Below are 20,661 nucleotides of genomic sequence, written 5' to 3'. Positions count from 1 at the left end.
GCACAGCAAAGGCAGCAGTTTACGAGTTGAAGGCATGTTCATGGTGTCGTCCTGTAGGTTAACGAGAGTGGCCTTTGCAGGCGGGGAGCATGCGGCGCAGCGTGCCGTCACGCAGAACATAGTGGTGGATCAGGGCGGCGGCGGCATGCGCCCCCGCCAGCAGGATCAGCGCCCAGGCCACATTGTTGTGCAGCATCGCCAGGGTATGGCGCAGCGTTGGATCGATGTTAAACACGTCCGGAACTTCAAACAGGTTGAAGAACCAGAAGGGTTCGCCCTGCGCCCAGCGGAACAGGAAGCCAAGCGTGACCTGAGTCAGCAACAGGATGTAAAGCACGCCGTGCGTGGCATGGGCGGCAAGGCGGAATGCGCCCGGCATCGGCACTTTTTCCAGCTTTCGCGACGGCGAAAAAGCGGCGCTGATGCGCCAGATTAGTCGGACGACCATCACCGCCCCAAGCAAAATGCCGAACGAAATGTGTAGCGATTGCAGGCCTTTGCGAAGCGGAGTGCCGCGTTCAAGGACTTCCCAGATGTGCGCGCTGGCAAACAGAAATATCACGCAGAAGGCGGTTAGCCAGTGGAGGGCCATGCTAAAGGCGTCGTAGCGCTTGTGAGGCGGCGTAGCTTCGGGGGGCAGGTAACTCATGATTGTCTCTTCCTCAGGTTCTTGTAAGGAGTAAACAATCGGGGTGGGGAAATTATTCGGCGAAAACGAAAAAAAAGTCAGGCACTCCGCAGAGGCCTGACTTGATCGGGGCTGGAGGGCAGCTTAAAGGGCTTTTTCCCACACGGACTGCGGCAGTAAATAAACCGCTTTTTCAGCGTGCTGGCCGTCGGTCACGATGTGTTTGATGCCGCTTGCCATCACGGCCAGCGTCACGTCGAAGGCGTTCAGGCTGTCGCCGAAGCCGGCGGTCAGGTTCAGCATTGAGCCGTTCGCCATCAGGTAAAGCGTTTTGCCGTTAAGCTGGTACGCGTTGATAAACGGCATCACTTCTTCGGTCGGATATTGCTGCAGGTAGCCGCAGTCGATCTCTTCCGCAACGTGGCCCACGTTCAGCACAAACACGCCGTCTTTGGCTTTATCCAGTACCGCTGCGCTGACGACTTTTTTCGCCCCGGTGGCGGTGGCGACAACGTCAGTGGTGGCAATCACGTCATGAATATCAACCACGTGCCAGCCGTCATAGGCGGCCTGCAGGCGGCGGGCCGGATCTAACTCGGCAACCATCACCTGGCCACCGTAGGCTTTGGCGGCGGCGGCAACGCCCTGGCCGACCAGGCCATAGCCAATGACCAGTACTTTCTTTTCATGCAAGGTAAGGTGCGTCGTCTGGAAGAAGGTTTGCCAGGCGGTGAGGCCAACCATGTGGCGGTTATGCAGGCCTTCTTTTACCGGCAGATCGTCCCAGTTAAAGATCGGGTAGCCAGGGCGGAGATCCGCGAGGCGGTTGACCCCGGAGCCGGTTGCTTCCAGGCAGGCAACCACGTCGCCAAACTCGCCACGCTGATGCAGCAGCGTGGTGATGTCCGCGCCCATTTCGCACAGATGCGTTGGGCGCCAGGCGATGGCTTTTTCCCACGAGTCGCGCCAGTCGGCGTCGTTCATATTGCGCCATGCGCTGGCTTCCGCCCCGGCGGCGACCAGGTAAGCGACAACGTCATCCTGCACGGTGGTTGGGTTGCAGGTGGTGAGGAAGACTTTGGCATTTTTCTTCAGCAGGCCTTCAACCAGCGGGATCATTTTCAGGTCGAGATGCATATTGCAGGCGATGCGAACGTGGCTTAAGTCGGGCAGCGCCTGAACCTGTTTGAGGGTGCGAACCATGTGGCGGGTAGACCACGCAATCTCTTTGTTAAACATCTCGCTCTGGGTGCTCACGTTTTTTCCTTATTAATTGTTTTTACTGGTTTTTATAGAATATATCATCACGTTAACGGGAATCAGAATAGCAAAACGATGGCCGATTGTTAATCACCGAAGCCGGCGCGGCAGGCGTGACTTCTGCTTACCAATGTTTTGTTTTTTCCCTCGATTTCTTCTCTATAGTAAAAGCTTCATCCCCTGATAAAAACGAGAAAAACATGATCAAAAAAGCGCTTGTTGTGTTGTTAAGCAGTGCCTTCTTGACCCCGATGATAGCGAAGGCCGACAGCACGATAGTGTTCCTGCGGCACGGTGAGAAACCGGCTAACAATAGCGGGCAGCTCACCTGCAAAGGGCTGAATCGCGCGCTGCAATTGCCGTCGGTTCTGCTGAGCCAGTACGGCAAACCGGATGCCATCTACGCCGCCGCGCCGAAAGAGAACAAAACCGGCAGCTCTCTGCGCCCGTTAACCACCATCACGCCGACCGCGATCCGCCTTTCTCAGGCCATCGACCTGCACTACCACGCGGAGCAGACGGATGAGCTGGCGGATGATTTACTGAAAACTCAGAGCAGCGGCCGCCTGACTTTTGTCTCGTGGGAGCACAAAAACCTGGTGATCGCGGCGCAAAAGCTGGTGAAGGCAACTGGCGGCGACCCAACCGTGGTGCCAAAATGGCCGGGCAGCGATTTTGATTCGCTGTACATCATCAAACTGGACGATCAAAAGCGATTTAAATCTTTCACCCACGGGGCTGAAGGGCTGAATAACGTGCCGGACAGCTGCGCGGGCGCGAGCTGACAGAAAAGAAAAACCCGTCTGGAAGACGGGTTTTTTTATGCACTTAGCCAAAGAGGATTACCACCACACTTCAGCCTGAACGCCAGCCATAAACTCGTTCTTGCTGTTTTCGTTAAAGCGGAAGTTTGACAGCTCGTTGTCCAGAATATTCAGGTATGTGCCGTAGAAACGAATTTCAGGACGCGAGCCGAGCAGGCTTGGGCCAACCTTCAGAGCGTGATAGAGCGTGGTTTTGTAACCCGACTCTTTCAGATTTACGCCCTGTTCGGTTTTGTTTTTCTGGGTAAACCAGCTCAGCTCCAGGCCGGTCTGGTTCCAGGTATCCCAAATCCACGCCGGGCGAATCACGGCCCGAATGCTGCTGAAGTCGCTGTGGGCGCCGCTCTCATAGCTATAAACATCGCTACCCTGGGAGTAAACCAGCGCGTTAGCCATGATGATCCTGTCCTCGAGGTACATTTCCCCCTGCGAAATCAGACGCCAGGCCACGCCGTCCGTCTGGTCGCCGTAGTAATATCGGCCCGGTGCCATGGAGTTGCTGGCTCCCGAGAAGTTCGCGAAGCTGCTGGCATAAGAGTTATTGGCCACCTGCAGGGTAAACTCGTTGAAGGTGTCGCGCGGCAGATCCTGGCGCACAATGGCCGTCGCCATCCAGGTATCCTTCAGTTTAAAGAAGGAGCCGTTATTTTCGTTGTCCTTCTGGTCGTCAGTTTTATTGGCAAAGGCGTATTTGCCCATCAGCGAGAGCGAACCTTTTTCCCACAGCGGAATGTTGCGGTAGCGCAGGTCAACCGAGTTGGTGTTCATCTGCGTGGTGTGGCTGAAGTCGCGGGAATAAACGTCGACGTCGTTGCGGCTGAGGGAGGCGTCAAGTTGGCCGACGCCCAGGTTCCAGTTTTGGATCCCGACGGCCGCCGCCACCTGGGTGGTTAAGGATTTCCAGTCGAGCATCTGGATTTCGTACTCAGGCAGCTTGTGCTTCCCGACCCAGAAGTCTGCTTCCGGCGCAAACGGCAGGAAGCCTCTGGTGGTCAGGAAAATATCGCTGAACTGCATGATGTTTTCGTTGCCGTTGTTGTCGCCAAACCAGGCGTCGTTATACTGCTCCCCGACGTTACCGTCGTAGGTCACGATGGCGTTGGCGGTTTTGCCGTCCTGGTTGTAGACGCGCTGGTTCAGCGTTAAGTCGAACCAGCCGCTCATTTCATTGCCGAAACGACCCAGCGACCCGGCGGCGTAGGTTTGAGCCGACCCGCGATTGGCCGCTGCCCAGCCGGAACGGAAATAACCTTCGTAGCTAAAGCCAATATCATCTTTAATGTATTTACTGATGTCTTTCAGGGTAACGTTTTCTACGGTAGTTTTGCCACCTTCGTTATTGACCACGGCCACTTTTTGCGTGCCTTTCACCGGCGTTGGTGCCGGCTTAGTATCGAGATGATTATTTTCATTCTCGATGTTGTCGGCTACCGGAGAATAAACCGTCTGATTGACCGGGGCCGGGCCAGACTGCACGTTGTTACCGGCTGGCTGCAGTTGGGCGACCTTATCTTTATATATGGCCAATTCTTTCTGCGTTTTATTTAATTCTGATTTGTTTTCTGATAATTGTCTTTCAAGTAATTCCAGACGCTGCTCTACCGTTAATTTTGCTGCCATTACGTGGGTTGAGGATAACGCCAGAAGGATGGATGAAGACAATAAGCTAACCTTCAATAAATTTGAATTCATAGAATGTCCCAGAAGTATAATTATTATTTGCCTCCAGTTTTAATAACCGGAGGCGGGTGAAAATTAAATTGCTATCATCGGTTTATTTATTACTGCGCCGCCTGTGCTGCATTTACCTTATTGGCGGCCATAACGAACGGTAAATAAATTAGCGTGGAGATGGCCAGGCATAGCAGCCCGACAATCAATGCCATCCAGTTCCCCCCGGTGCCGAAGAAGGCGATGAGCGGCCCCGGCGTTGTCCACGGTACGGCATAGGCAATTGGTGGAATAATCTCCAGAGTGACGAAGGTGTAGCCCACCAAAGAGTTGACGAACGGCACCATGATAAACGGAATGATCAGGATCGGGTTCAGCACGATGGGCAGGCCGAAAATCACCGGTTCGTTGATGTTAAACAGGCCCGGCACGAAGGCCATTTTCGCCAGATCGCGGTAGTCGGCACGGCGGGAGGCAATAAAAATAGCCAGCAGCAGGCCGAGCGTCATTCCCGATCCACCGTAGTTGGCGAAGGCGTCGTTGATGCTCCCCCAGGTGATAGGGTATGGCGCCCCCCACGTAGTGCCGTTGGATGCGGCAAAAGAGAGGTTTTCGAGGTTAGCTTCGGAGAAAATAGTCTCGCGAATCGCCGCCGTGGTGTTCGGCCCGTGAATGCCCAGCACCCACAGGAAGTTGGTGACCACGCCAAGCACCAGCACCGCGACGATATTGGTGCCCATGTTTTTCAGCGGGGCCTGAATCAGGGTATAAATCAGTTCGTTCAGGCCATTCGGGGAGATTTTCGTCAGGCAGTAGTTCAGCACCGAGAAGAAGATCATCACGAAGAAGATAGGAATTAAAACTTTAAATGAGCGTGCAACCGCCGGCGGTACGGCGTCTGGCATGGTGATGGTGATCTTCGGGTTACGCGCCAGGCGGCAGAAGATTTCCCCGGTAATCAGCGCGACAATCACCGCCACAAAAAGCCCCTGCGGCCCCAGATATTGCGTGGTCAGATACGACTGCCCGCCCATCATTTGATAAGGGGTATAGACCACGAAGAACGCGCCGATAGCGGTCAGGCCGCACAGCAAGTCGTCCTGCTGATAGCTGATAGCGATATTACGTGCGACCAGGAAGGCAATCATGATCGACATGATATTCACCGACCCATTCATCACCGGGGAGAATATGTTTTGAGCTTCGGCTAAGTTAGGGAATAACACGCCGAGATGCAGCAGTGAAGCAATAAAACCATCCGGTGAAAGGATGGCAAAGTTAATCAGCACGATCAGCGAGCTGGCCATAACGATGGGGAACGACAAAATAAATGCATCGCGGATGGCCGAGACGTGTATCTGAGAGTTTAATTTAATCGCAATAGGAACAAGGAGCTTTTCCATACCGCGCTCAAAGGCATTCATAATACTCATGATGCGCCCTTTATCATTAGAGAGATATTGACTGATGATATAAGTTTATTGGTGAAGCCTCTGCTTAATAGCAGGTCGCGTAACGATAAACCTAATCAATTACCCATTGGGTTGTTATTTTGGCTGGAAAGCTTAGCGTTCACCGAGTAAATTCAGTGCGGAATCAAGAACTGATTTGCCATCCATTTGCCCGTAATACTTCATGTCGATTACCGCTACCGGAATTTTCCCCTGGGCGATTTCTTCTATTTCACTTTTTTGGAAGCGAACCTGAGGTCCCAGCAGAACAACATCTGCTTCATTTCTTTTAATTCTTTCTTTCGCCTCGGCAATCGCCAGTGCATTAATATTGACCGAAATATTTCCCGCGCTGGCGTGATCCTGCATTCTTTTCACCAGCATGCTGGTAGACATCCCGGCCGCACAAACCAATAATATATTCTTCATTTTTCCCCTTAACGCTTCGTAGATAATCAACCAGCGGCTAACTTAATGAATATCAATGCGTTCATCTGCCATTTCGATCACAGTTAGTCATGCCCGAGTGGTGCAGAAAGCAAAGTGAAAATGGACCTGTGTTGCGCTTTTATTATGACTCGAACGGTAATTGACTGTTTTTAAATAAGTTCAGGAGGTTCAAAAGTGGTATACAAAGATGTTGTTAACTTACTAAAAAACAGGATCAGCAGCCCAACTTATCATATCGGCGACATCCTCCCTTCGGAGAAAGAGCTGGCTGAGTTCTACAATGTGTCACGTAATACCTTGCGTAAAGCATTGAAAGTACTGGAAGATGAGGCGTTGATTGAGCGTAGGCACGGCTCCGGCACCTATGTGCGAAATAAACATTTTCAGGCTTCGGTTACGCATCTGGACAGCTTCACCGAGATTGCCCGAAGTGAAGGGAAAAAACCGTCCAGCCAGGTGCTGAGATTTGAGCTGCAGCAGGCATCGGAAGAGATTGCCAGCCGCCTGCAGCTGGCCATCGGCGAACCGGTCTATTACGCCAAACGACTGCGCCACATCGACAACGTGCCGATGCAGCTGGAAGAGACCTGGCTGTCGGTGAACCGCTTCCCCGACCTGACGGTCAACCACATGAAGCGTTCGAAATTTTCCTACATCGAAGATGAATGCGGCGTCAAAATTCACGGCTGCTACGAGGCGTTTCAGCCCATTCTGCCGTCAACCGAGATTGCCAAAATGCTGCACATCAGTACCCGCGACCCGATTATCCGCATGGAAACCCAGTCCGTTGACGCCAGCCACAGCCCGATTGATTACTCGATCCTCTACACCAACGTGTTCGAGTTCCAGGTGAAGTATTTTTTGCCTCGTAAGGCGGGCTAGCCGCTGTGGCTGACCTTGTATTCGCCACGTCGGTCACAGTTCTGCTTTAAAAAGAGGTTCAATAATGTTCATGAAAATGAACCTGTCGATTCTGAAAGATGAATATCAGCGGTAACTCACTGTATATCATATCTTTTGACAGGTTCAAAAGTTGTTCAATGTGTTATCCCCCTTCTATTGCCTGATGCGCCTCCCATTGATTAAGATTTTCTTCGTTTTCAGAACTGATAATTAAAAATTGAACTCGTCAATTTTTGTATTCCTTTTACCAGGCATGAATATGACCGGTGCGAAATAGTTTCCTCGTTTCAGTGGAAATAAACGATGAGCCGGAAATATGCAGGAGGAATTAGCGTATGAATATCGCCGCATTTGATATCGGTGGTACGGCTTTAAAAATGGGGATCGTCAACTCGCAGGGCGAGATACTGGCAAAAGGCAAAGAGACGATCGACGACAGCGATGGCGAGCAAATTTTACAGGCCATTTTAGCGTGGATTGCCGAGCATCCCGGCTGTGAAGGCGTGGCGATCAGCGCCCCTGGCTATGTCAATCCGCACACTGGCTTTATTGAAATGGGCGGGGCCATCCGCCGCTTCGACAACTTTGCCATCAAAGAATGGCTGGAAGAAAGCACGCAGCTGCCTGTTGCCATCGAAAATGACGCCAACTGCGTCCTGCTGGCCGAACGCTGGCAGGGGAAAGCGGCGGGGATGAGCAACTTCCTCGTACTGACCATCGGCACCGGTATCGGCGGGGCGATTTTCTGCAATAACCAACTGGTACACGGCGCGCGCTTCCGGGCGGGAGAATTCGGTTACATGCTGACCGAACGCCCTGGCCCACGCGATGTTCGCCGCTACACCATGAACGATACCTGCACCCTGAGAACCCTGCGCAAAGACTACGCGGAGTATGTCGGCAAGCCGCTTGAGGCCGTCAGCGGGGAAGAGATTTTCGACCGCTTTGATGCCGGCGACGTGGCGTGCCAGCGTATGGTGAACGCGTTCTTCAACGATCTCGGCACCGGCCTTTATAACCTCGTCAATCTGTTCGACCCGGAAAAAATCCTGCTCGGCGGCGGCATTGTGGAACGCCCAGGCTTCCTTGCGCTGCTGCGCGAACATCTGGCCTGGTTCACCCTCGACGACTATATCGACACCGTCAGTCACGGCAACGATGCCGGACTCATTGGCGCGGTCTACCATTTTAATCAGCACTATCGGTCGCAGCATGCGATCTCTAATTAAGGGAGAGAATATGTCTGGATTCAAAGAAGGTTTTCTGTGGGGCGGCGCGGTTGCGGCGCACCAGCTGGAAGGTGGCTGGAAAGCGGGCGGCAAAGGCGTTAGCGTTGCGGATGTGATGACGGCCGGTGCCCACGGCGTCCCGCGTGAAATTACCGATGGCGTGCTGCAGGGAAAAAACTACCCTAACCATGAAGCGATCGACTTCTACCACCGCTACAAAGAAGACATCCAGCTGTTTGCCGAGATGGGCTTCAAATGCTTCCGTACCTCTATTGCCTGGACGCGTATTTTCCCGCTGGGCGACGAGCTGGAGCCGAACGAAGCCGGCCTGCAGTTCTATGACGACCTGTTTGACGAATGCCTGAAGCACGGCATTGAGCCGGTGATTACGCTGTCGCACTTCGAAATGCCTTATCATCTGGTCACCGAATACGGCGGCTGGCGTAACCGTAAGCTGATTGATTTCTTCCTGCGCTTCTCGAAAGTGGTCTTCACTCGCTATCAGCACAAAGTGAAGTACTGGATGACCTTCAACGAGATCAACAACCAGGCCAACTACCACGAAGACTTCGCGCCGTTCACCAACTCGGGCCTGAAGTATCAGCCGGGTGAAGATCGCGAGCCGGTGATGTACCAGGCGTCTCACTATGAGCTGGTTGCCAGCGCTCTGGCGGTGCGTGCAGCCCGTGAAATCAACCCTGCGCTGCAGGTTGGCTGCATGATTGCCATGTGCCCAATTTACCCGCTGACCTGTGCGCCAGGCGATATGATGATGGCGATGAATGCGATGCACCGCCGCTACTGGTTCACCGACGTCCACGTGCGCGGTAAGTACCCGCAGCACCTGCTGAACTACTTCGAGCGCCGTGGTTTTGAGCTGGATATTACCGACGAAGATCTTGCGGCGCTGGCCGAAGGCTGCGTCGATTACATTGGCTTCAGCTACTACATGTCGTTTGCCACCAAAGCCAGCGCCGACAACCCGCAGTTTGACTACGACGAATCAAAAAGCCTCGTGTCTAACCCGTACGTGCAAAAATCCGACTGGGGCTGGCAGATTGACCCGGTGGGCCTGCGTTATTCTCTGAACTGGTTCTGGGATCACTATCAGCTGCCGCTGTTTATTGTGGAAAACGGCTTCGGGGCGATTGACGTGGCGCAGGCCGACGGCTTCGTGGACGACCAGTACCGCATCGATTATCTTTCGGCGCACGTCGCAGAAATGAAAAAAGCGGTAGTGGAAGACGGCGTGGACCTGATGGGCTACACCCCGTGGGGCTGTATCGACCTGGTCTCCGCCGGGACGGGCGAAATGAAAAAACGCTACGGCTTTATCTACGTCGATAAAGACAACGAAGGCCACGGCAGCCTGAGCCGCAGCCGTAAGAAATCCTTCCAGTGGTACAAAGATGTGATTGAGAGCAACGGCGAAAAGCTCTGATAACGCCTGTGGCTGACTGACTGAACGCTGGTTTCAACACCAGCGTTTTTATTTGCATGTGTTCAACCCCTGAACTGAATTCACTCGGCCACCAGGCTGACGCTATTCCTGGATTTTTAGAATAAAGCGTTAAGTTAAATTATGGCTATCACCTTCTGTATTTAGTTTATTTTGTTCTAAAATATTCTTTTACCGTTTAATGACAATCAAAGTTAGCCTGTATTGAAATACCCGTCTGGATGTTTTTTCACTCCACATTTTCTTTATATATATTTAATTTATTAACTAAATAAACTTGTCGTGCATGATATTGACGAAATTGACCACCTCTGGTGTACTAACCTTGAATTTTGTTTTTTGTTACGGTGCTTTATTCACCGAAAAACTGCTGGCTGAAATTAACTCTGGACACGATCATGAAAAAAATAACACGGCTTATGTTGGCCACCACAGGTTTGCTTGTTTCAATGCTTGGACATGCCGAAGCCACAAAGACAGATGCCAGCGAACACCGTATTCCAGCGATAAAATTGATTAACACGGCTGATAATCACTCTGCGTTTGTAAAAGGTTCAATTCCCTCTCTGGCGAAACTTTCTTCTGAAAATCTCTATTTCAGTAATACCTTTGAAGAGTGGCAGAAAGGGGTGCATCCGGCACCGAAAAAGCAGTATGTGGTTACCCTGAAAGGCAAGCTGAAGTTTAAGGTTAGCGACGGCTCTACGTTCATCATCGAGCCAGGTACAGTACTGCTTGCAGCAGATACCGCCGGCGAAGGGCACAGCTGGGATATCGTTGATGGGAAGGAGTGGGTGCGCGTTTATATCCCGGTGGGAGACGACGATCGCTTCATCGCAGATAAATAAATCCTGCACAGATAAAGCGCTAATTTCAGTCCCGTTAACCACACAATGGAACGGGGCTGCCACTCCTAAAAATAGTAGTTTTAATTCTGTTTAGAACATTAATTCGTTCATTACTTGTCATCTCTTTGTCATTATTTTATGTGGCCAGATCATTATAAATAATGGCTAAAGAAGTCTCTCAGGCTGCCGATAAAAAATCGATAATTAAAAAAACACCGTCGCAACCGTTGATGTGATTTCTACCAATTACCTCCTCTTATTGCCTGCGATATAACCATTAAAGCTCAGAGGGATTTATGAACAAACTGAAGAATATGCGCCTTAGTACTATGCTGGGGGCTGGCTTTGCGCTGGTCATCGCTATTGGATTCTTTGTCGCATTATTTGCCAGAATGCAGTTGGTTTCTGTTGGAAATAACCTTAATTATGCCGCCAATGTCCGCCTTGTGAATTTGCTGCTGATCGTAAAGATTAAGGATAATATTACGGACAATGCCCACGATATTCGTGATATGGCGTTGTTCACCACGCTGCCGCATACCGAAGCTGAGAGTCGGGACTACATTACAAAAACCAACCAGGTACTCGAAAAGCGTATCGCAGACAACAACGTCCTCTTGAAACAGCTGGATAAGGCGCTGAGGCTTAAGCATTCTCGCGAGCTGTTCGACAACCTGAACAATGTTCGCCCGGCATATTCCCAGGCGCTTCGCAAGGTGATGAGCGTCAGCGCGGCGGGGCAGTATGATGCCGCCCGCGCGTTAGTCATCAGCGAAGTGGTTGGCCCCCAGGCCAGAGTACTCGATGCGCTCAGCGAGATGATTAGCGATCATTCCGGTAGCACGGTGGGCATGGCCCGTGGTTATGTGGAGGAAGCTCATTTTGCCGGTAACTTGTTGTTGATTATTACGATTATCAGTGCCGTGATTGGCTCTTTGATTGCCTGGAGCATCGGGCGAGCGGTGAAAGGTCAGCTTGGCGGCGAGCCCGTTTATGCCGTCTCCGTGGCCAAACAAGTTTCTGAGGGTCAGCTCAATACCGCCGTTGAACTGAAGCAAGGGGACACCAGAAGTCTGCTCGCGGCTATGGATGAGATGCGTAGCCGTCTGCTCGGGGTTGTGCGTGAAGTGCGAGACAGCAGCCATTCTATCTCCGTGGGTGCCAGCGAGATTGCTGCTGGCAGCACCGATCTCAGCCAACGCACCGAAGAGCAAGCGGCCAGCCTGCAGGAAACGGCCGCTTCGATGGAACAAATGAGCCAGACTATTCAGCAGAATGCCGAGACGGTGCGCACTGCGACTCGTCTGGCCAACTCTGCCAGCGAAACGGCCACGCAAAGCGGGAATGCCGTTAATAATCTGGTGCTGACGATGCGTGAAATTAGCGAAAGCTCACAGAAAATTGGCGACATTATTAGCGTTATTGACGGCATCGCATTCCAGACGAACATTCTGGCGCTGAATGCTGCCGTGGAAGCCGCTCGTGCAGGGGAGTCCGGGCGCGGTTTTGCAGTAGTTGCCGGGGAAGTTCGCTCGCTGGCGCAGCGTTCTGCTTCGGCGGCCAGTGAGATCAAAGCCCTGATTGAGGACAGCATGCGTACGGTAACAAAAGGATCGGATATGGTGAGTTCGGCGGGAACGACGATCGATGACCTGGTGCAACAGTCCCACCGCGTGGCCGGGCTTATTTCTGAAATTGGCGTGACGACGGAAGAGCAGGGGCAGGGGATTGCGCAGATCAACGTGGCGATCACTCAACTGGATCAGGTTACGCAGCAGAACGCTGCGCTGGTGGAGGAGTCTGCCAGCGCCGCTGAGAGCCTCAGCGATCAGGCTACTCGGTTGGTGCAGCTGATGAGTATCTTCAATACCGGGCAGGTCATTGCCGCAGCTAACGCCCGCCAGGATAAACCCGCACCGGCTTCTACCACTCGCAGGCCACAGCTTGCCGCGAACGGTGGCCGTTTAGATAACTGGGAGCAGTTCTAAAATCTGCCGTAAGCTGTTTTAAAACTAAGGCCCGGGTTTACTCGGGCCTTACTGTTTTTAGGTTAAATTCACCTCGTTCTGCAAAGTTGATAAAAACAGGTGGGTGGGATATCTTTATTTTTAACATAGTGCCAATCTTATAAATGTTGAGAATATGAAAAGCGAATTATTTAAGTTTACTGAAGAAAATAATAATGGTTATACCTTTAGATGGACAAAAAGACATTATGAGTACTGTGCGGATAATAAGATATTTTTAGGTCACAAAGGCAGGAAGGTTTATAAAGAGAGAAGTTTATTGCGTTTCGTCAAAGGCGATAAAATAAAAATTGATGATAATGTTATCGCCGAAGAGTATTCCACCATGCCGATACGTAATTTTTCCAGCGTGGGCGCGTTTTCATTTCCAAGTTGCCATTTTTCAGGCAATACTGTCATCGGCAGATTCTGCAGTATTGCCGGGAATGTGAAGGTGATGGGTGGCAATCATCCTATGGACAGATTTACCACACATATGCTGACCTACAACGGGGGATTTGATAAATATGCCAGGACTGAATTTAATCGGCAGTGGGTATTAAAACCGTTTGATACGACGCAAAAAAATCCTGTAATAGGCAACGATGTCTGGATCGGCAATGATGTGGTTTTAAAAGGGGGAATTACCATCGGTGATGGCGCAGTTATTGCTGCAAACGCTGTGGTGACAAAGGATGTGCCTCCTTATGCCGTTGTTGCAGGTGTGCCAGCCAGGGTAATTAAATACCGTTTTAATGCTGATGTAATTAATGAGTTATTACATTTGAAATGGTGGGAATATAACTACCCGGAACTTCCTGATAATAATAAATGTGACGATATCGATTATTTTATTAAAGAGATTAGTGATGGGATTGCCAGTGGAAGATTGAAGGTGAAAGAGTATAAGAAATTCGATCTTTCTAAAGACTTTAAGACGCTTTAATTTTGCGACTGCTCATTGTCGTGAGGCTTTATTTTTCGTTTCTGCGATCCTCTGGGAACGTTTATCAATCATTGCCTTTCCCGCTCGATATTACAGGCTGGCATGTTCTTCACCATGCCGGCTTTGAGTGATAAAACAACGGAAATAGGGCTGGCGGGAAGGAAAGAACCCTTTGTACTGGTCATAAACGTGACTGACCCTGAAAAAATGAAGTTTGATTAATGGTACATTTGATCTCGCTTGTCACAGTCTTATTGATTAAGTGGTTAATTTTAAGGCTAAATTATGCCAACAGCGATTGATAAAGCGTTAGACTTCATTGGTGGTATGAACACCTCGGCCTCCGTGCCGCACCCTATGGATGAGAGCACCGCGAAGGGAATGTTGAGATATCTCAAACAACTGGGCGTTCCGATTAGCGCTGAAGACATCACGGCCCGAGGTGCCCAGGAGGGATGGAACACCGACTTCACGAAAAAAGTCGCCGGTTGGGCGCACAAGGTTGAGTCCGGTAACCGCCTCGTGATTAAAAACCCTGAATACTTTTCTGCCTACATGAAGGAAGAGCTTCGGGCACTGGTGTAAACGAAATCCCCATGACCCGCACAGCAAAAAGGCTGACGATTTCTCGTCAGCCTTTTTTGTCTGGTGGCCCCTGCTGGACTTGAACCAGCGACCAAGCGATTATGAGTCGCCTGCTCTAACCACTGAGCTAAGGGGCCGTGGCGCTGAATTATAATGTAACTATCGATGGCAATCCAGCGCTTAAATTACATGTGCTGATTTTATAAACAATGGCTAATCAATCCCTTATACTTCCCGCTCGATTCCTTCAGATGAGAAATGCAATGGTTAGCGATATCCTTCAGCCTGACCTTCGGGTCGTGTTTTGCGGCATTAATCCGGGAAAATCATCCGCTCATCTCGGGCTGCCTTTTGCTCATCCTGCCAATCGCTTCTGGAAAGTGCTTCATCTTGCGGGTTTTACGGACCGCCAGCTCAAGCCTGAGGAGGCGCAGCTGTTGCTTTCCTACGGCTGCGGCGTGACGAAACTGGTGGAGCGGCCAACCGTGCAGGCAAACGAAGTGGCACTGCAGGAGCTGCGTGCTGGCGGGCGAGAGCTGATTACAAAGATGCAGGAGTACCAGCCGGGAGCGCTGGCGATTCTGGGCAAGCAGGCCTTTGAGCAGGCGTTCAGGCAGCGTGGCGCGAAATGGGGCAGACAGGAGATAACCCTTGGTGATACCGAGGTGTGGATTTTGCCTAATCCGAGTGGCTTGAGCCGCATCACGGTGGATAAGCTGGTGGAGGCCTATAGAGAGCTGAATGAGTCGCTGACGGCGCGCGGGCGGTAGGTAAGGTGTTGCCGTTTTCCCTCACCCCGGCCCTCTCCCAGAGTGAGAGGGGAATGAAAAGAGGCTCCAGGAGGGTGAGAGGGAATGAAAATAATTTCCCTGAGGGAAAAGGGGGAATTAAAAGCTGTGTATGGAGAGATAAGTGAAAAAGAGGTGCCTGCGGGAGGCGGGAGAAACCGCAAATTCAAGGCAAAAAAAAGCTCCCTGGCGGGAGCTTTTCAATTTTTGACACCGATTAATCGTCCAGGAAGCTACGCAGGACTTCAGAGCGGCTTGGGTGGCGCAGTTTGCGCAGCGCCTTCGCTTCGATCTGACGGATACGTTCGCGGGTAACGTCGAACTGTTTACCCACTTCTTCCAGCGTGTGGTCGGTATTCATGTCGATACCGAAGCGCATACGCAGGACTTTCGCCTCACGCGCTGTCAGGCCAGCCAGAACATCGTGCGTTGCGGAACGCAGACTTTCGGAGGTGGCAGAATCCAGCGGCAGCTCGAGGGTGGTGTCCTCGATGAAATCACCCAGATGCGAATCTTCATCGTCGCCGATTGGCGTTTCCATGGAGATAGGCTCTTTGGCAATTTTCAGCACTTTACGGATTTTGTCTTCCGGCATCAGCATACGTTCGGCTAACTCTTCCGGCGTTGGCTCACGGCCCATCTCTTGCAGCATCTGGCGCGAAATACGGTTGAGCTTGTTGATGGTCTCAATCATGTGCACCGGAATACGGATGGTACGCGCCTGGTCGGCGATAGAGCGGGTGATAGCCTGACGGATCCACCAGGTTGCATAAGTCGAGAACTTATAGCCACGGCGGTATTCAAACTTATCCACGGCTTTCATCAGGCCGATGTTGCCTTCCTGAATCAGGTCGAGGAACTGCAGGCCACGGTTGGTGTATTTCTTAGCGATAGAAATAACCAGACGCAGGTTGGCTTCAACCATCTCTTTCTTCGCACGGCGCGCTTTCGCTTCACCAATGGACATGCGACGGTTGATGTCTTTTACCTGCTCGATGGTCAGGCCGGTCTCTTCTTCGATCTGCTGCAGTTTCTGCAGGCTGCGGTGAACGTCTTCGGAGACTTCATGCAGCTTCTCAGACCACGGCTTGTTCATCGCAATGGCCGCGTTGAACCAGGTTTCGCTGGTTTCGTTGCCGGTGAACAGCGTGATGAAGTTTTTCTTCGGCATTTTGCACTGCTCAACGCACAGCTTCATGATGATACGTTCTTGGGTACGAACGCGGTCCATCATGACGCGCATGCTGTTGACCAGGTAGTCGAACTGTTTCGGCACCAGGCGGAACTGTTTGAACACTTCAGACAGCTGCAGGATCTCCGCGGCGGCGTCAGCGTGGCTGCGGCCCTTCGCTTTGATGGTGTCGCGAGTCAGTTCGTACTGCTTGCGCAGCTCACCAAATTTTTCGCGCGCCAGTTCCGGGTCGATGCTGTTGTCATCGTCGGAGCTGTCGTCATCAGACTCTTCGTCTTCATCCTCATCGTCGTCCATCTCTTCCTGAGAGAGTTCGGAGCCGACGTGGGTTGCGGTTGGCGCGAGATCTTCTTCCGCGTTAGGGTCAACAAAGCCGGTGATGAGGTCTGACAGGCGTGCTTCTTCAGCTTCAACGCGATCGTACTGCTCCAGCAGATAGGTGATCGCTTCCGGGTACTCGGCAACCGAGCACTGTACCTGGTTGATACCGTCTTCGATACGCTTCGCGATATCGATCTCACCCTCACGGGTTAACAGTTCAACGGTCCCCATTTCGCGCATGTACATACGCACGGGGTCGGTGGTACGTCCAATTTCGGACTCCACGCTGGACAGCACCTGGGCAGCCGCTTCTTCCGCGTCTTCATCGGTGCTGTTAGAGTTTTCAGCAAGCAAAAGATCATCGGCATCAGGGGCTTCTTCCATCACCTGAATGCCCATGTCGTTGATCATTTGGATGATGTCTTCGATCTGATCGGAGTCGACGATATCTTCCGGCAGATGGTCATTGACCTCGGCATAGGTCAGATAGCCTTGCTCCTTACCACGTTGGACAAGAAGCTTGAGCTGTGACTGCGGGTTTTGCTCCATAAGACGGTATCCACACTTCAGTATTAGGGTTGTGTCGGTAGGCGTTGCCGCCAACAATAACGTACGAGGGCTGATTTATTTTTATGCCGCAGCCCGTCCGTGCGGCGTTCGGGGGTGACCCGATCAATGTTCGGCAGTTAAGCCGCGAATCTATTTTTTGGCGCGTGATTGCGTGATCACGCGAACTTCTTCACGTTCCGCAGGGGTCAGCCCCGTCGTTCTGGAACGTGCCATTAATTCTTCAAATCTCAGCTCCAGCGCCGACTCAAAAAGATGGTCCAGCGAGTCGGTGAACGTTTTTTCAGCAATGTCCTTATCTGCTATATCGTCCCACGCCGAGAGTTTTTCAAGGGTTGTGGCCTCATTTGTGCCACGATATTGTTCCAGTAGCTGCCCGGTGGTCAGCCCCGGATGCGCCAGGCAAGCGTCAACCAGGTCGCTAAACAGCGTTAAACCCGGCAGCTTTGCGGCATCCAGCCCGCTTAGTGGCGGGACCAGCGGAGCCAGTTCCGGATTCTGTACCAATAACCCTATCAGTATACGCATGGTTGTGCGTTTTAGCTGAGGCGCCGGACGAGGTGTTGCCCCCTCGACCTGTTTGGGCATCAGCTTTTCAAGCTGGCTGTCGTCCAGAATACCGAGCTTGTTGCCCAGCTCCTGGCGCAGATAGATACGCAGCGTTTCGCCGGGTACCTGGCTAATCAGCGGCAGAGCCAGCGTGCTTAGTCGCGCTCTTCCGTCTGGCGTACTCAAATCAACCTGCGGCAGCAGGCTGTTAAACAGGAACGTGGAGAGCGGCTGAGCCTGCTCCATCCGCGCTTCAAACGCGTCCTTTCCTTCTTTGCGCACCAGCGTATCCGGGTCTTCACCGTCGGGCAGGAACATAAACCGCAGCTGACGACCGTCCGTCATATAAGGTAGCGCAGTTTCCAGCGCTCGCCATGCCGCGTCTCGTCCTGCGCGATCGCCGTCATAACAGCAGACGACATTATCTGTCACCCGGAACAGCAACTGAATATGATCGGCGGTGGTGGAGGTACCCAGGGAAGCAACGGCGTAGGAAATGCCGTACTGCGCCAGCGCCACCACATCCATATATCCTTCGACTACCAGAAGGCGTGCCGGTTCCGGCTGGCTCTGCTGGGCTTCATACAGGCCATACAGCTGGCGGCCCTTGTGAAAAATGTCGGTTTCCGGGGAGTTCAGGTATTTCGGCAGGGCATCGCCCAGCACGCGTCCACCAAACCCGATGACCCGGCCGCGTTTATCGCGAATCGGGAACATGACCCGCTCGCGAAAACGGTCGTAACTGCGGCCCTGGTCGTTGGTGACCAGCATGCCTGCGTCCGTCAGCGCCTGGCGGTTTTCGCTGTTGCCGCCAAAGCGTTTAAGCGCATTATCCCAGCCGGGTGGCGCATAGCCGATGGCGAAATGGCTAATGACCTCATCGCTCAGGCCACGCTTGCCCAGATACTGACGCGCCGGTTCTGCGGCGGGCTGCTTCAGGGACTGCTGATAAAAGGCGTTCAGGCCGTCCATCAGTTGATACAGGCTTTGGCGCTGGTGTCGTTCGATCTGGCTTGGGCCATTGCCCGCTTCGTACGGCACTTCAAGGTTGTGCATGGTCGCCAGCTCTTCAACGCTTTCGACAAACTCGAGCTTGTCGTAGTTCATCAGGAAGTCGAGGGCGTTACCGTGTGCGCCACAGCCAAAGCAGTGGTAAAACTGTTTATCACCGTTCACGGTGAAAGAGGGGGTTTTCTCGTTATGGAATGGACAACATGCGTGGTAGTTCTTGCCCTGCTTTTTCAGCTTCACGCGAGCATCGATCAGGTCGACGATGTCGGTGCGAGCGATCAGGTCATTGATAAAAACACGCGGGATTCGTCCAGCCATAGGCCCCATGCTATATCCGTCATCTCTCAGGCGGTGGCCTAAAAGCTCAGGGATATGTCAGTTTATAAACGAGAATAAGCCGCGCATTCCTTTCGGAAGCACGGCCTTATAACTACTACTCAGTCTGATGTTGAGGAGTGAATCCTCAGAAGATTAGTACAGACGAGTGCGGCGTGCGTTTTCGCGAGCCAGTTTCTTCGCGTGGCGTTTCACAGCAGAAGCTTTAGCGCGCTTACGTTCGGTCGTTGGTTTTTCATAGAACTCACGACGACGGACTTCCGCCAGAACGCCTGCTTTCTCGCAGGAACGCTTGAAGCGACGCAGTGCTACGTCGAACGGCTCGTTTTCACGTACTTTAATTACCGGCATGTAACTCTCACCTTTAATAATTCGGTTTGCCGCTGGCATACAGGCCAGCTTAATTCAAAATGGTGCGGAATTTTACTGCAACTCTTGCTGCTTTGTAAAGCACCGAACGACCAGAAACCTGGCTTTTAGGGCCGGTATCTTCCAGGACCGCAGATTATACACCATTAGTCCCGTCCAGGGGCAGCAAAGTTTTACAAAGGAAGCCACCGGGATTAAACTTCGCGCCGGGCCAAAGAGGTAAAACAAGCCATGCGTGTACTGGGAATCGAAACATCCTGTGATGAAACCGGCATCGCCATTTATGACGATGAGAAAGGGTTATTAGCCAACCAATTGTATAGTCAGGTGAAACTTCACGCTGACTACGGCGGCGTGGTGCCGGAGCTGGCCTCCCGCGATCACGTTCGCAAGACCGTGCCGCTTATCCAGGCTGCCCTAAAAGAGGCGGGATTAACCGCCAAAGATATCGACGGCGTGGCGTACACCGCCGGGCCGGGCCTGGTTGGCGCGCTGCTGGTTGGCGCAACCATTGGCCGCTCGCTGGCGTTTGCCTGGGACGTGCCTGCCGTGCCGGTCCACCACATGGAAGGCCACCTGCTGGCGCCGATGCTGGAAGACAATCCGCCCGAGTTCCCGTTCGTCGCGCTGCTGGTTTCCGGCGGCCATACCCAATTGATCAGCGTCACCGGCATTGGTAAATATGAACTGCTGGGTGAGTCTATCGATGATGCGGCAGGCGAAGCGTTCGATAAAACCGCTAAGCTGCTGGGGCTTGACTACCCAGGCGGGCCGCTGCTTTCCAAAATGGCGGCCCAGGGTACGCCGGGGCGTTTCACCTTCCCACGTCCTATGACCGACCGCCCGGGCATGGATTTCAGCTTCTCTGGCCTGAAAACCTTCGCGGCAAACACCATTCGTGATAACGACGCTGACGATCAAACTCGCGCGGATATCGCCCGCGCCTTTGAAGATGCGGTGGTGGATACGCTGGCTATTAAATGTAAACGTGCGCTCGAACATACCGGCTTTAAACGTCTGGTGATGGCGGGCGGCGTGAGCGCCAACCGCACCCTGCGCGCTAAGCTGGCCGAGATGATGACCAAACGTCGGGGCGAAGTCTTTTACGCGCGGCCGGAATTTTGCACCGATAATGGCGCCATGATCGCCTATGCCGGGATGATTCGCCTCAAAGCAGGTACTTCCGGCGAGCTGAGCGTTAGCGTTCGCCCGCGCTGGCCGCTGGCAGAGCTACCCGCCGCCTGATAAACGAGAAAAAAAGGAGTGGG

General features: G+C 52.6%; 17 protein-coding genes, 1 tRNA gene and 1 pseudogene. 10 read left to right on the top strand and 9 right to left on the bottom strand.

Features of this window, described 5'->3' with window-relative positions; genetic code table 11:
• Positions 1-58: 58 nt before the first annotated feature.
• The gene (locus tag WFK85_RS12805; protein ID WP_336707687.1) at positions 59-649 is read right to left on the bottom strand and encodes a cytochrome b; all 591 of its coding nucleotides are present in this window, start codon (positions 647-649) and stop codon (positions 59-61) included.
• A 123-nt stretch (positions 650-772) separates the two neighbouring features.
• Positions 773-1,867: an adenosylhomocysteinase gene (locus WFK85_RS12800; RefSeq protein ID WP_166877660.1), complete on the bottom strand. Its 1,095-nt coding sequence runs from the start codon at positions 1,865-1,867 to the stop codon at positions 773-775.
• A 221-nt stretch (positions 1,868-2,088) separates the two neighbouring features.
• Here WFK85_RS12800 and WFK85_RS12795 point away from each other — a divergent pair, with 221 nt between their 5' ends.
• Positions 2,089-2,673, top strand: a complete 585-nt coding sequence (locus WFK85_RS12795; RefSeq protein ID WP_336707689.1) for a histidine phosphatase family protein — start codon at positions 2,089-2,091, stop codon at positions 2,671-2,673.
• Between the two features lie 57 nt (positions 2,674-2,730).
• Here WFK85_RS12795 and WFK85_RS12790 read toward each other — a convergent pair whose 3' ends face one another.
• From WFK85_RS12790 to WFK85_RS12780, 3 genes are all read right to left on the bottom strand, one after another.
• Entirely contained in the window at positions 2,731-4,404 is a 1,674-nt protein-coding gene (locus WFK85_RS12790; protein WP_336707690.1) for a carbohydrate porin, read from the bottom strand.
• A gap of 89 nt (positions 4,405-4,493) precedes the next feature.
• Positions 4,494-5,816, bottom strand: a complete 1,323-nt coding sequence (locus WFK85_RS12785; protein WP_008460011.1) for a PTS sugar transporter subunit IIC — start codon at positions 5,814-5,816, stop codon at positions 4,494-4,496.
• A gap of 132 nt (positions 5,817-5,948) precedes the next feature.
• Positions 5,949-6,263, bottom strand: a complete 315-nt coding sequence (locus tag WFK85_RS12780; protein ID WP_166877064.1) for a PTS sugar transporter subunit IIB — start codon at positions 6,261-6,263, stop codon at positions 5,949-5,951.
• A gap of 195 nt (positions 6,264-6,458) precedes the next feature.
• Between WFK85_RS12780 and WFK85_RS12775 the strand changes: the two genes are divergently transcribed.
• The 7 genes and pseudogenes from WFK85_RS12775 (at position 6,459) to WFK85_RS12745 (ending at position 14,260) form a co-directional block, all read left to right on the top strand.
• Complete coding sequence (locus tag WFK85_RS12775) at positions 6,459-7,166, top strand: GntR family transcriptional regulator (protein WP_008460014.1); 708 nt, start codon at positions 6,459-6,461, stop codon at positions 7,164-7,166.
• A gap of 356 nt (positions 7,167-7,522) precedes the next feature.
• Positions 7,523-8,416: a beta-glucoside kinase BglK gene (gene bglK, locus WFK85_RS12770; RefSeq protein ID WP_336707695.1), complete on the top strand. Its 894-nt coding sequence runs from the start codon at positions 7,523-7,525 to the stop codon at positions 8,414-8,416.
• Positions 8,417-8,426: 10 nt separating this feature from the next.
• Positions 8,427-9,857, top strand: coding sequence for a 6-phospho-beta-glucosidase (locus WFK85_RS12765; protein WP_166993420.1), 1,431 nt, complete (start codon positions 8,427-8,429; stop codon positions 9,855-9,857).
• 416 nt (positions 9,858-10,273) lie between these two features.
• A complete protein-coding gene (locus WFK85_RS12760; RefSeq protein ID WP_034809738.1) occupies positions 10,274-10,723 on the top strand; it encodes a hypothetical protein in 450 nt (149 codons plus the stop codon).
• 296 nt (positions 10,724-11,019) lie between these two features.
• Positions 11,020-12,711: a methyl-accepting chemotaxis protein gene (locus WFK85_RS12755; RefSeq protein WP_166993422.1), complete on the top strand. Its 1,692-nt coding sequence runs from the start codon at positions 11,020-11,022 to the stop codon at positions 12,709-12,711.
• Positions 12,712-12,865: 154 nt separating this feature from the next.
• Positions 12,866-13,675, top strand: coding sequence for a CatB-related O-acetyltransferase (locus WFK85_RS12750; RefSeq protein ID WP_336707697.1), 810 nt, complete (start codon positions 12,866-12,868; stop codon positions 13,673-13,675).
• Between the two features lie 262 nt (positions 13,676-13,937).
• A pseudogene (locus WFK85_RS12745) lies at positions 13,938-14,260 on the top strand (DUF1889 family protein).
• 61 nt (positions 14,261-14,321) lie between these two features.
• Here the strand turns inward: WFK85_RS12745 and WFK85_RS12740 are convergent.
• Positions 14,322-14,397 (bottom strand) — tRNA-Ile (locus WFK85_RS12740).
• A gap of 126 nt (positions 14,398-14,523) precedes the next feature.
• On the opposite strand from WFK85_RS12740, the gene mug reads away from it, so the two are divergent.
• Complete coding sequence (gene mug / locus WFK85_RS12735; protein WP_166993428.1) at positions 14,524-15,030, top strand: G/U mismatch-specific DNA glycosylase; 507 nt, start codon at positions 14,524-14,526, stop codon at positions 15,028-15,030.
• A gap of 235 nt (positions 15,031-15,265) precedes the next feature.
• Here the strand turns inward: mug and rpoD are convergent, their stop codons facing one another.
• The 3 genes from rpoD to rpsU form a co-directional block, all read right to left on the bottom strand.
• Positions 15,266-17,110, bottom strand: coding sequence for an RNA polymerase sigma factor RpoD (rpoD, locus tag WFK85_RS12730; protein WP_008460031.1), 1,845 nt, complete (start codon positions 17,108-17,110; stop codon positions 15,266-15,268).
• A gap of 150 nt (positions 17,111-17,260) precedes the next feature.
• Positions 17,261-19,006, bottom strand: a complete 1,746-nt coding sequence (dnaG, locus tag WFK85_RS12725) for a DNA primase (RefSeq protein WP_008460032.1) — start codon at positions 19,004-19,006, stop codon at positions 17,261-17,263.
• Between the two features lie 153 nt (positions 19,007-19,159).
• Positions 19,160-19,375 (bottom strand): 30S ribosomal protein S21, encoded by a 216-nt coding sequence (gene rpsU / locus WFK85_RS12720; protein ID WP_001144069.1) that lies wholly within the window; start codon positions 19,373-19,375, stop codon positions 19,160-19,162.
• A gap of 249 nt (positions 19,376-19,624) precedes the next feature.
• Between rpsU and tsaD the strand changes: the two genes are divergently transcribed.
• Positions 19,625-20,638, top strand: coding sequence for a tRNA (adenosine(37)-N6)-threonylcarbamoyltransferase complex transferase subunit TsaD (gene tsaD, locus WFK85_RS12715; RefSeq protein ID WP_039300165.1), 1,014 nt, complete (start codon positions 19,625-19,627; stop codon positions 20,636-20,638).
• Positions 20,639-20,661 lie beyond the last annotated feature (23 nt).

Origin of the sequence: Cedecea sp. VD22, from assembly GCF_037150195.1 — a bacterium.
GTDB lineage: Bacteria > Pseudomonadota > Gammaproteobacteria > Enterobacterales > Enterobacteriaceae > Cedecea.
This window is presented reverse-complemented; position numbering and strand designations above follow the sequence as displayed.

Bases quoted from the DNA above. Each gene is read 5' to 3' on its own strand.
- WFK85_RS12805 (WP_336707687.1), bottom strand. From the start codon at position 649: ATGAGTTACCTGCCCCCCGAAGCTACGCCGCCTCACAAGCGCTACGAC.
- WFK85_RS12800 (WP_166877660.1), bottom strand. From the start codon at position 1,867: ATGTTTAACAAAGAGATTGCGTGGTCTACCCGCCACATGGTTCGCACC.
- WFK85_RS12795 (WP_336707689.1), top strand. From the start codon at position 2,089: ATGATCAAAAAAGCGCTTGTTGTGTTGTTAAGCAGTGCCTTCTTGACC.
- WFK85_RS12790 (WP_336707690.1), bottom strand. From the start codon at position 4,404: ATGAATTCAAATTTATTGAAGGTTAGCTTATTGTCTTCATCCATCCTT.
- WFK85_RS12785 (WP_008460011.1), bottom strand. From the start codon at position 5,816: ATGAGTATTATGAATGCCTTTGAGCGCGGTATGGAAAAGCTCCTTGTT.
- WFK85_RS12780 (WP_166877064.1), bottom strand. From the start codon at position 6,263: ATGAAGAATATATTATTGGTTTGTGCGGCCGGGATGTCTACCAGCATG.
- bglK (WP_336707695.1), top strand. From the start codon at position 7,523: ATGAATATCGCCGCATTTGATATCGGTGGTACGGCTTTAAAAATGGGG.
- WFK85_RS12765 (WP_166993420.1), top strand. From the start codon at position 8,427: ATGTCTGGATTCAAAGAAGGTTTTCTGTGGGGCGGCGCGGTTGCGGCG.
- WFK85_RS12760 (WP_034809738.1), top strand. From the start codon at position 10,274: ATGAAAAAAATAACACGGCTTATGTTGGCCACCACAGGTTTGCTTGTT.
- WFK85_RS12755 (WP_166993422.1), top strand. From the start codon at position 11,020: ATGAACAAACTGAAGAATATGCGCCTTAGTACTATGCTGGGGGCTGGC.
- WFK85_RS12750 (WP_336707697.1), top strand. From the start codon at position 12,866: ATGAAAAGCGAATTATTTAAGTTTACTGAAGAAAATAATAATGGTTAT.
- mug (WP_166993428.1), top strand. From the start codon at position 14,524: ATGGTTAGCGATATCCTTCAGCCTGACCTTCGGGTCGTGTTTTGCGGC.
- rpoD (WP_008460031.1), bottom strand. From the start codon at position 17,110: ATGGAGCAAAACCCGCAGTCACAGCTCAAGCTTCTTGTCCAACGTGGT.
- dnaG (WP_008460032.1), bottom strand. From the start codon at position 19,006: ATGGCTGGACGAATCCCGCGTGTTTTTATCAATGACCTGATCGCTCGC.
- rpsU (WP_001144069.1), bottom strand. From the start codon at position 19,375: ATGCCGGTAATTAAAGTACGTGAAAACGAGCCGTTCGACGTAGCACTG.
- tsaD (WP_039300165.1), top strand. From the start codon at position 19,625: ATGCGTGTACTGGGAATCGAAACATCCTGTGATGAAACCGGCATCGCC.